We start from the raw sequence: 11,780 nt of genomic DNA on the forward strand, positions 1-11,780 counted from the left end.
GTTCCCATGTATTGCATGAGTGGCCACAGGGTGATTTTTAATTGTCCGTGGCGGCTCGCCACAAGTTCATTGACATATTGGGACAGGACATACATCTTTAGGGGTGTGTGGACTGAAGAAAAAGAAAAACACGAATTTTTTTAAGTAAAGAGTACGAATACGAATAGAACAAAAGGTCTGGCGACAAGCTAGATAAGGGCGTATGGGGAATGCCTAGGCTCTCAGAGGCGACGAAGGACGCGATAAGCTGCGAAAAGCTGCGGGGATTGGCACATACAATATGATCCGCAGGTATCCGAATGGGGCAACCCACTATACTGAAGGTATAGTATCCGCAAGGAGGCAAACCCGGTGAACTGAAACATCTAAGTAGCCGGAGGAGGAGAAAACAAAAGTGATTCCGGGAGTAGCGGCGAGCGAAACCGGATTAGTCCAAACCGTACATGTTCCGGCATGTGCGGGGTTGTAGGACCACGATATTCGAACAGTAATGAACTGGAACAAGTTGGAAAGCTTGGCCATAGACGGTGATAGCCCGGTACAGGTAAAGACCTGCAAGATAGTGGTATCCTGAGTAGCGCGGGGCACGTGAAACCCTGTGTGAAACCGGCGGGACCATCCGCCAAGACTAAATACTCCTGAGAGACCGATAGTGAACCAGTACCGTGAGGGAAAGGTGAAAAGAACCGTGAACAACGGAGTGAAAAAGATCCTGAAACCATACGCTTACAAGCGGTCGGAGCCCTTCGGGGTGACGGCGTGCCTTTTGCATAATGAGCCTACGAGTTACTTTTACTAGCAAGGTTAAGGACTTCAGGTCCGGAGCCGTAGCGAAAGCGAGTCTGAACAGGGCGCCATAGTTAGTAGTAGTAGACGCGAAACCGTGCGATCTACCCATGGGCAGGTTGAAGCTGTGGTAACACATAGTGGAGGACCGAACCCGTTGACGTTGAAAAGTCTTGGGATGACCTGTGGGTAGGGGTGAAAGGCCAATCAAGCTCGGAAATAGCTCGTACTCCCCGAAATGCATTTAGGTGCAGCGTGTAGATAGTTTTATAGAGGTAGAGCTACTGATTGGATGCGGGGGCTTCACCGCCTACCAATTCCTGACAAACTCCGAATGCTATAAAACGTTTCTGCGCAGTGAGGGCATGGGTGCTAAGGTCCATGTCCGAGAGGGAAAGAACCCAGACCATCGGCTAAGGTCCCAAAATATATGCTAAGTTGAAAAAACGCGGTGGAACTGCATTGACAGCCAGGATGTTGGCTTGGAAGCAGCCATTCATTTAAAGAGTGCGTAACAGCTCACTGGTCGAGCGGTTCCGCATGGATAATGATCGGGCATAAGCATATTACCGAAGCCATGGCTTTGTATTTATACAAGGGGTAGGGGAGCATTGTAGTGCCGTTGAAGGTGTACCTGCGAGGGATGCTGGAGGAGCTACAAACGAAAATGTAGGCATAAGTAACGATAATGCGGGCGAGAAACCCGCACGCCGAAAGACCAAGGTTTCCCCAGCTATGCTAATCAGCTGGGGGTCAGTCGGGACCTAACGCAGACCCGAAGGGGGAAGTGGATGGACAAGCGGTTAATATTCCGCTACCCGCACATCATTGAAAGCGACGGAGGCGAGAAGTTGGTGCGTGCAGACGGAATTGCACGTTGAAGGGAGCGGTAACGCCCCGATAGTACACCGAGGCTACGGCCAAGGTGATAATCCAATGTATCGACTTCCAAGAAAAGCGAGATGTGCGGCCCGTACCGTAAACCGACACAGGTGGTTGGGATGAGTATTCTAAGGCGCTCGAGAGATTCATGGCTAAGGAACTAGGCAAAATAGACCCGTAACTTCGGGAGAAGGGTCGCCCATCTTTTAGATGGGCCGCAGTGAAGAGGTCCAGGCGACTGTTTATCAAAAACACAGGGCTCTGCAAAATCGAGAGATGAAGTATAGGGCCTGACACCTGCCCGGTGCTGGAAGGTTAAGGGGAGATGTGAATCCTTCGGGAGGAAGCATTGAACTGAAGCCCCAGTAAACGGCGGCCGTAACTATAACGGTCCTAAGGTAGCGAAATTCCTTGTCGGGTAAGTTCCGACCTGCACGAATGGTGCAACGATCTGGACACTGTCTCGGCCATGAGCTCGGTGAAATTGTAGTATCGGTGAAGATGCCGGTTACCCGCAGTGGGACGAAAAGACCCCGTGCACCTTTACTATAGCTTCGTATTGACCTTGGTCAAGCAATGTGTAGGATAGCTGGGAGACTTTGAAGGCGCACCGCCAGGTGTGTTGGAGTCACCGTTGAAATACCAGCCTTTGCTTGTCCGGGGCCTAACCCTCCAAGAGGGAACAGTGCGTGGTGGGTAGTTTGACTGGGGTGGTCGCCTCCAAAAGAGTAACGGAGGCTTCTAAAGGTGCCCTCAGTACGGTCGGCAATCGTACGTAGAGTGCAATGGCACAAGGGCGCTTGACTGTGAGACATACAGGTCGAACAGGTTGGAAACAAGAGCATAGTGATCCGGTGGTTCCGCATGGAAGGGCCATCGCTCAAAGGATAAAAGGTACGCCGGGGATAACAGGCTGATCTCCCCCAAGAGCTCATATCGACGGGGGGGTTTGGCACCTCGATGTCGGCTCGTCACATCCTGGGGCTGGAGAAGGTCCCAAGGGTTGGGCTGTTCGCCCATTAAAGTGGCACGCGAGCTGGGTTCAGAACGTCGTGAGACAGTTCGGTCTCTATCTACTGCGGGCGTTAGAAATTCGAGCGGACCTGGCCCTAGTACGAGAGGACCGGGCCGGACCGACCGCTGGTGCACCGGTTGTCCCGCCAGGGGCATTGCCGGGTAGCTATGTCGGGATTGGATAAGCGCTGAAAGCATATAAGCGCGAAACCAACCGCAAGATGAGATTTCTTTAAAGGACCGTGGGAGATGACCACGTCGATAGGCTATAGGTGCAAGGGCAGTAATGTCCGTAGCCGAGTAGTACTAATTGTCCGTACGGCTTGCGCAACGTAAGTCCCTTCCCTTCGGGGGAGGGCGACAACCTTTTCTCTATAACATCCGTCCTTTTCACTTAAAAAGGAACGATAGTTCTTCTTTTTCTTCTTAAACTGTCCCATTATTTTTATGTCATTATAATATTCAAAATTTAGGTGGCCATGGCGGCGGGGCCCACCCCTTTCCATTCCGAACAGGGAAGTTAAGCCCGTCAGCGCCGATGGTACTGCCAATAGGTGGGAGAGTAGGAAGCCGCCTTGCTTCGAGGTCCCGATCAGTTTTACTGGTCGGGACCTTTTTTTTTGGACCATAACGAAATGAGGATGATAAACTCCACTGAATCCATGGTGCGGTTAGGGGGTTAGCGGATATCGTCCAAATCATTCCTTTCCGTATATTTAACAATTGTAATTCCTTATCAAGGTAACTTAAGTTATCGAAAATTTTAATTAATGCTCATTTTCGAGGTTACCTTGTCTACTGGTAAGTGGTTTTACGGTCTACTTAATGCTTGTAGTCTTAAATGTGTGCCCATACCCATACCTGTTGTAAGTTTAAGTATCCATTAATACTTCTTTATAAAGTAAATGAGTTTTTGAGTAAGGGTTTTTATCATGGTATTATAATCATCTAGTGAATACGCTCAGAGCTGCTGTATGTTATTTAGGTCAAAATGGGATCTTTTGAATAATGAGGAATTGTACAATGGGGTGTACGTGATAATGTTTAATCAGATTAAAACATCTTATTCAGAGGGGGAGGTATATCTAGTTTTTGTTTTTTTTAATTGATATTAAAGAGTGAATCTGTCAAGTTATCCTTATAAGGTGACTGGATATTGAATTTCTGATTTTTCGTATTTTGAGTTTTTATTAGATTTTTACAATTTTTTTAGTGAAAATGTAAATTGATATTTGGGTGCACCCAATAGGATTGCGTTGATTTTAATTATTTTTTCTTGTTCCGGTGTCACATTTGGGTATGGATAGATCTTTATAATTTGATTAAAGGGGAGGGGCGGGGCAATGCTAAAGGTAAGGACGGTCTTAGGGCTGTGTTGGTTTTTACGGTAAATAACGGGGAAAGCGGAGAGGACTTGAAAAAGGTCCGTTTCGTTTCGTGTTGAGAATCAGGTCAATGTGCGTTCCTGGAAAAAAAACTAAAAATTTCCTTTAAAAAATTGTTGTTGAAACGAAAAAGGGTCTTACATTTGCAGCCCGCAAAACAGGTATGAAGATGTTTGTTAAGCGTGGGTTATTAAAGAGTAAAGGTTCTTTGTAAATGTTGTTTTTGCCGGACGGGAAAAAGATTTCGATTTTTTTTCAAAAGAAAGTTGCCGGTTAGAAAAACAGTTGTATATTTGCAGCCGCTTAGACAAACAGTAAGATGTTTTCCAAGGGGTTCCGGGAGACCGGGAAGGATATAGAAGTTCATTTGACATATTGTGGAGACAACGTAAGAAGGGGCGGAAAGGGAAACTTTTCTGTTCCGATCGAATTACGTAAGACAACATACAGATTAGAGTTTAAGATTTTTATTTTAGGATGAGAGTCGGGGCCGGGAAGGTTTTTGGTGGTTGATAGACTTATAACATATAATGAAACAACGATGAAGAGTTTGATCCTGGCTCAGGATGAACGCTAGCGGCAGGCCTAACACATGCAAGTCGAGGGGTAACGGGAAGGAGCTTGCTCCTTTGCCGACGACCGGCGCACGGGTGCGCAACGCGTATACAATCTGCCCCCTACTGTGGGATAGCCCAGAGAAATTTGGATTAACACCACATGGTACCATTTTACGGCATCGTATTAATGGTTAAAGGTTACGGTAGGGGATGAGTATGCGTCCCATTAGTTAGTTGGCGAGGTAACGGCTCACCAAGACCGCGATGGGTAGGGGCCCTGAGAGGGGGATCCCCCACACTGGTACTGAGACACGGACCAGACTCCTACGGGAGGCAGCAGTGAGGAATATTGGACAATGGGCGGGAGCCTGATCCAGCCATGCCGCGTGCAGGAAGAATGCCCTATGGGTAGTAAACTGCTTTTATACGGGAAGAAAAAGGGCTACGTGTAGCCCACTGACGGTACCGTAAGAATAAGGACCGGCTAACTCCGTGCCAGCAGCCGCGGTAATACGGAGGGTCCGAGCGTTATCCGGAATTATTGGGTTTAAAGGGTCCGTAGGCGGGCCGATAAGTCAGGGGTGAAAGTCTGCCGCTCAACGGTAGAACTGCCTTTGATACTGTCGGTCTTGAGTTATAGTGAAGTTGGCGGAATATGTAGTGTAGCGGTGAAATGCATAGATATTACATAGAACACCGATTGCGAAGGCAGCTGACTAACTATCGACTGACGCTGATGGACGAAAGCGTGGGGAGCGAACAGGATTAGATACCCTGGTAGTCCACGCCGTAAACGATGGATACTAGCTGTCCGGGTCCTTGAGACCTGGGCGGCCAAGCGAAAGTGATAAGTATCCCACCTGGGGAGTACGTTCGCAAGAATGAAACTCAAAGGAATTGACGGGGGCCCGCACAAGCGGTGGAGCATGTGGTTTAATTCGATGATACGCGAGGAACCTTACCAGGGCTTAAATGCATATTGACAGGGGTAGAGATACCTTTTCCTTCGGGCAATTTGCAAGGTGCTGCATGGTTGTCGTCAGCTCGTGCCGTGAGGTGTCAGGTTAAGTCCTATAACGAGCGCAACCCCTACCGTTAGTTGCCAGCGAGTCATGTCGGGGACTCTAACGGGACTGCCGGTGCAAACCGTGAGGAAGGTGGGGACGACGTCAAATCATCACGGCCCTTACGTCCTGGGCCACACACGTGCTACAATGGCCGGTACAGCGGGAAGCCATGCGGTAACGCAGAGCGGATCCACAAAACCGGTCACAGTTCGGATCGGGGTCTGCAACTCGACCCCGTGAAGCTGGAATCGCTAGTAATCGGATATCAGCCATGATCCGGTGAATACGTTCCCGGGCCTTGTACACACCGCCCGTCAAGCCATGGAAGCCGGGAGTGCCTGAAGTCCGTCACCGCAAGGAGCGGCCTAGGGCAAGATCGGTAACTAGGGCTAAGTCGTAACAAGGTAGCCGTACCGGAAGGTGCGGCTGGAACACCTCCTTTCTAGAGCGTCGATCGCCAAAGTTCCAAAAGGCCCCGACACCTCGTTCTAAATATGATCTAGGTCTGTAGTGCAACAAGAAAAGTCTCCACATTAATAATATAAATACTTCTTTTGGTACGGAGTACTAAGAGTGGTAGGGACAGTCCCATAGCTCAGCTGGTTAGAGCGCTACACTGATAATGTAGAGGTCGGCAGTTCGAGTCTGCCTGGGACTACAACCTAAGGTCGGTTAAATTATGGAGTAGTGATATTTTATGGTTTAATGGCTTTGGAACGTTCATTGAGAATAATATTGAATAGGAAATTCTAGAAGTTGAGTAGTAGTTGGAAGTACTGACTACTGACTACTATATACTAACTACTAGTATATGGGGGATTAGCTCAGCTGGCTAGAGCGCCTGCCTTGCACGCAGGAGGTCATCGGTTCGACTCCGATATTCTCCACCAGGCGATGCCCGGGGACGATTGATTTGTTCCCATGTATTGCATGAGTGGCCACAGGGTGATTTTTAATTGTCCGTGGCGGCTCGCCACAAGTTCATTGACATATTGGGACAGGACATACATCTTTAGGGGTGTGTGGACTGAAGAAAAAGAAAAACACGAATTTTTTTAAGTAAAGAGTACGAATACGAATAGAACAAAAGGTCTGGCGACAAGCTAGATAAGGGCGTATGGGGAATGCCTAGGCTCTCAGAGGCGACGAAGGACGCGATAAGCTGCGAAAAGCTGCGGGGATTGGCACATACAATATGATCCGCAGGTATCCGAATGGGGCAACCCACTATACTGAAGGTATAGTATCCGCAAGGAGGCAAACCCGGTGAACTGAAACATCTAAGTAGCCGGAGGAGGAGAAAACAAAAGTGATTCCGGGAGTAGCGGCGAGCGAAACCGGATTAGTCCAAACCGTACATGTTCCGGCATGTGCGGGGTTGTAGGACCACGATATTCGAACAGTAATGAACTGGAACAAGTTGGAAAGCTTGGCCATAGACGGTGATAGCCCGGTACAGGTAAAGACCTGCAAGATAGTGGTATCCTGAGTAGCGCGGGGCACGTGAAACCCTGTGTGAAACCGGCGGGACCATCCGCCAAGACTAAATACTCCTGAGAGACCGATAGTGAACCAGTACCGTGAGGGAAAGGTGAAAAGAACCGTGAACAACGGAGTGAAAAAGATCCTGAAACCATACGCTTACAAGCGGTCGGAGCCCTTCGGGGTGACGGCGTGCCTTTTGCATAATGAGCCTACGAGTTACTTTTACTAGCAAGGTTAAGGACTTCAGGTCCGGAGCCGTAGCGAAAGCGAGTCTGAACAGGGCGCCATAGTTAGTAGTAGTAGACGCGAAACCGTGCGATCTACCCATGGGCAGGTTGAAGCTGTGGTAACACATAGTGGAGGACCGAACCCGTTGACGTTGAAAAGTCTTGGGATGACCTGTGGGTAGGGGTGAAAGGCCAATCAAGCTCGGAAATAGCTCGTACTCCCCGAAATGCATTTAGGTGCAGCGTGTAGATAGTTTTATAGAGGTAGAGCTACTGATTGGATGCGGGGGCTTCACCGCCTACCAATTCCTGACAAACTCCGAATGCTATAAAACGTTTCTGCGCAGTGAGGGCATGGGTGCTAAGGTCCATGTCCGAGAGGGAAAGAACCCAGACCATCGGCTAAGGTCCCAAAATATATGCTAAGTTGAAAAAACGCGGTGGAACTGCATTGACAGCCAGGATGTTGGCTTGGAAGCAGCCATTCATTTAAAGAGTGCGTAACAGCTCACTGGTCGAGCGGTTCCGCATGGATAATGATCGGGCATAAGCATATTACCGAAGCCATGGCTTTGTATTTATACAAGGGGTAGGGGAGCATTGTAGTGCCGTTGAAGGTGTACCTGCGAGGGATGCTGGAGGAGCTACAAACGAAAATGTAGGCATAAGTAACGATAATGCGGGCGAGAAACCCGCACGCCGAAAGACCAAGGTTTCCCCAGCTATGCTAATCAGCTGGGGGTCAGTCGGGACCTAACGCAGACCCGAAGGGGGAAGTGGATGGACAAGCGGTTAATATTCCGCTACCCGCACATCATTGAAAGCGACGGAGGCGAGAAGTTGGTGCGTGCAGACGGAATTGCACGTTGAAGGGAGCGGTAACGCCCCGATAGTACACCGAGGCTACGGCCAAGGTGATAATCCAATGTATCGACTTCCAAGAAAAGCGAGATGTGCGGCCCGTACCGTAAACCGACACAGGTGGTTGGGATGAGTATTCTAAGGCGCTCGAGAGATTCATGGCTAAGGAACTAGGCAAAATAGACCCGTAACTTCGGGAGAAGGGTCGCCCATCTTTTAGATGGGCCGCAGTGAAGAGGTCCAGGCGACTGTTTATCAAAAACACAGGGCTCTGCAAAATCGAGAGATGAAGTATAGGGCCTGACACCTGCCCGGTGCTGGAAGGTTAAGGGGAGATGTGAATCCTTCGGGAGGAAGCATTGAACTGAAGCCCCAGTAAACGGCGGCCGTAACTATAACGGTCCTAAGGTAGCGAAATTCCTTGTCGGGTAAGTTCCGACCTGCACGAATGGTGCAACGATCTGGACACTGTCTCGGCCATGAGCTCGGTGAAATTGTAGTATCGGTGAAGATGCCGGTTACCCGCAGTGGGACGAAAAGACCCCGTGCACCTTTACTATAGCTTCGTATTGACCTTGGTCAAGCAATGTGTAGGATAGCTGGGAGACTTTGAAGGCGCACCGCCAGGTGTGTTGGAGTCACCGTTGAAATACCAGCCTTTGCTTGTCCGGGGCCTAACCCTCCAAGAGGGAACAGTGCGTGGTGGGTAGTTTGACTGGGGTGGTCGCCTCCAAAAGAGTAACGGAGGCTTCTAAAGGTGCCCTCAGTACGGTCGGCAATCGTACGTAGAGTGCAATGGCACAAGGGCGCTTGACTGTGAGACATACAGGTCGAACAGGTTGGAAACAAGAGCATAGTGATCCGGTGGTTCCGCATGGAAGGGCCATCGCTCAAAGGATAAAAGGTACGCCGGGGATAACAGGCTGATCTCCCCCAAGAGCTCATATCGACGGGGGGGTTTGGCACCTCGATGTCGGCTCGTCACATCCTGGGGCTGGAGAAGGTCCCAAGGGTTGGGCTGTTCGCCCATTAAAGTGGCACGCGAGCTGGGTTCAGAACGTCGTGAGACAGTTCGGTCTCTATCTACTGCGGGCGTTAGAAATTCGAGCGGACCTGGCCCTAGTACGAGAGGACCGGGCCGGACCGACCGCTGGTGCACCGGTTGTCCCGCCAGGGGCATTGCCGGGTAGCTATGTCGGGATTGGATAAGCGCTGAAAGCATATAAGCGCGAAACCAACCGCAAGATGAGATTTCTTTAAAGGACCGTGGGAGATGACCACGTCGATAGGCTATAGGTGCAAGGGCAGTAATGTCCGTAGCCGAGTAGTACTAATTGTCCGTACGGCTTGCGCAACGTAAGTCCCTTCCCTTCGGGGGAGGGCGACAACCTTTTCTCTATAACATCCGTCCTTTTCACTTAAAAAGGAACGATAGTTCTTCTTTTTCTTCTTAAACTGTCCCATTATTTTTATGTCATTATAATATTCAAAATTTAGGTGGCCATGGCGGCGGGGCCCACCCCTTTCCATTCCGAACAGGGAAGTTAAGCCCGTCAGCGCCGATGGTACTGCCAATAGGTGGGAGAGTAGGAAGCCGCCTTGCTTCGAGGTCCCGATCAGTTTTACTGGTCGGGACCTTTTTTTTTGGACCATAACGAAATGAGGGTGACGAAGCCGAACCAAAGTCTTTGATTAAATACATCGCACTAGATGTTTAGAATGACCTTACATTTTCCTTTACCTTATTTAATAGGTTCTAAAGCGGTAATATGATATAGGTTATACTTCTAATGTTAGGGCCATTCATTAGAATCTGTTTTGTGCCAAATGGATTGAAGAGTTTAATTGTGCACAGTATAGTTCAGGATGTGTTTGTTGACTTAACTCATAGGAAATAGCTCTAATCGGTATAAAAAAATAACCCTTGGTAAAACCAAGGGCTATCTTCACTATCAACTAACTATCAAAAAAAGATAATCTTAATGTATCGTTTAAATTAGTAACCCGAATTTTGGACTAGATTAGGGTTGTTTTGCATTTCTGACGTAGGAATAGGAAACAAAAGTTCTCGTTCCGTCAATGCTTTATTAGGTAAATAAGAGAAATTGTGACCGACGAAATCTTCGAGTTGATTTGTTTCTGGATTGTACGCTTTTCTCCATCGGGCCATGTCATACCAAGTTTTATTTTCAAAACTTAGTTCATGTATCCTTTCTATGCGGACCGCTTCTCTAAATTCATCTTGAGATAGGCCTGTTAAATCTGGAATTTCAGCACGCTGCCTAATTTGATTAATGGCATTGTAAGCTTCGGTTGAAGGTGTTCCTTCAGCTTCATTTGCGGCCTCTGCGTACATCAATAAAACATCCGAATATCTATAAATACACCAGTTTAAATCTGATTGTGCACTTTCTTCGTTGGCTTGTATATCAAAGTGCTTGAATATATAAGGAGCGCCTAGATTGATACTATCACTTCTATCAGCTTCTAACGAATAACTCGTAAAATAGAATTGTTTTTCTTGTGCTCGCTTATCATCTGTTTCATAGGAATTGGCAAACTCATTTGTTGAGAAAATTCCCCCGGTCTGTGCGGAGTAGGCTGATATACCTAGGTTGTAAGGTAAGATGGCCGGTTGCCAGTTAGCTGACTGGATATTGGCCGCGAACTGAGTCATAAAAATGTATTCACCAGTGTTTTTGGTTGCTGGGTCATGCAGGTCATCGTAAGAGTCAAATATGGTATATTGAGCAGAATCAATCACTTCTTTGGCTTTGTTTGCTGCAAGCTGGTAATTTTCTGTTTTCTGAAGGGGATAACCTGCCATGGTCAAATATACATCTGCCAATAAAGTTTTTATGGCCCCTAATGATACACGACCCGACTCATCTCTCCATGGTAAGCTTGAACTTTCTGCTTCGGTCAAATCACTAATGATCAAGTCGTAAACGGCCTCTGGTGAAGCTTGCTCTGGATAAAGTTGTTCTGAGCCCAAATCTACCGAATTGGTTATTATTGGAATATTACCGAACATCCGTACCAACCCAAAATAATAATAGGCTCTAAAGAATTTGGCCTCTGCCAAATAATTCTGTTTTTCCGTTTCATCCATATTGATTTCCGGAATTTTTTCAATGGCCAAATTCGCTCTAGATATACCAGTGTAATATTCTGTCCAGAAACTATTTCCATATCCATTATCTGAATTGTTGATTAAATCTTTAACCAGATAGATATTGGTGGCTTGGCCAAGTGAGGTATTGGCTAATCCGGTAGCGAATTCTAGCATTAACCAAGTTCCGCCACCAAAACCACTATTAGTAATAGGAACCAGCGGTTCATAAATACCATTAACAGCACTTTCGGCGTGTTCTGCTTTGGTGAAATAAGTGTCAGTAGTAAAGTTGGATTCGTCTTCTTCGTCTAAAAAATCACTACATGCAGATGTAAGTGATATAGCGGATAAGACCACAACAGTTCGTATAAAATTTTTATAGGTTTTCATTTTTTTATCTT

At 47.8% G+C, this 11,780-nt stretch carries 1 protein-coding gene, 2 tRNA genes and 5 rRNA genes; 7 read left to right on the forward strand and 1 reads right to left on the reverse strand.

The annotated features are described in order from the left end of the window. Window positions 1-180 precede the first annotated feature (180 nt). From P0077_RS12280 to rrf (P0077_RS12310), 7 genes are all read left to right on the forward strand, one after another. Window positions 181-3,013: ribosomal RNA gene (locus tag P0077_RS12280) — 23S ribosomal RNA — on the forward strand. A gap of 138 nt (window positions 3,014-3,151) precedes the next feature. Further along, a 5S ribosomal RNA gene (gene rrf / locus P0077_RS12285) occupies window positions 3,152-3,261 on the forward strand. A 1,344-nt stretch (window positions 3,262-4,605) separates the two neighbouring features. Beyond that, window positions 4,606-6,133, forward strand: a 16S ribosomal RNA gene (locus P0077_RS12290). Window positions 6,134-6,275: 142 nt separating this feature from the next. Continuing rightward, window positions 6,276-6,349, forward strand: a tRNA-Ile gene (locus P0077_RS12295). A 155-nt stretch (window positions 6,350-6,504) separates the two neighbouring features. Continuing rightward, window positions 6,505-6,581: transfer RNA gene (locus P0077_RS12300), tRNA-Ala, on the forward strand. A gap of 205 nt (window positions 6,582-6,786) precedes the next feature. Beyond that, a 23S ribosomal RNA gene (locus tag P0077_RS12305) occupies window positions 6,787-9,619 on the forward strand. A 138-nt stretch (window positions 9,620-9,757) separates the two neighbouring features. Continuing rightward, window positions 9,758-9,867 (forward strand): 5S ribosomal RNA (rrf, locus tag P0077_RS12310). The 16S, 23S and 5S rRNA genes sit together here with 2 tRNA genes alongside, the layout of an rRNA operon. Before the next feature lie 393 nt (window positions 9,868-10,260). Here rrf (P0077_RS12310) and P0077_RS12315 read toward each other — a convergent pair. Further along, the gene (locus tag P0077_RS12315; protein WP_276165537.1) at window positions 10,261-11,769 is read right to left on the reverse strand and encodes a RagB/SusD family nutrient uptake outer membrane protein; all 1,509 of its coding nucleotides are present in this window, start codon (window positions 11,767-11,769) and stop codon (window positions 10,261-10,263) included. Window positions 11,770-11,780 lie beyond the last annotated feature (11 nt).

Source organism: Zobellia alginiliquefaciens, assembly GCF_029323795.1.
Classification (GTDB): domain Bacteria; phylum Bacteroidota; class Bacteroidia; order Flavobacteriales; family Flavobacteriaceae; genus Zobellia; species Zobellia alginiliquefaciens.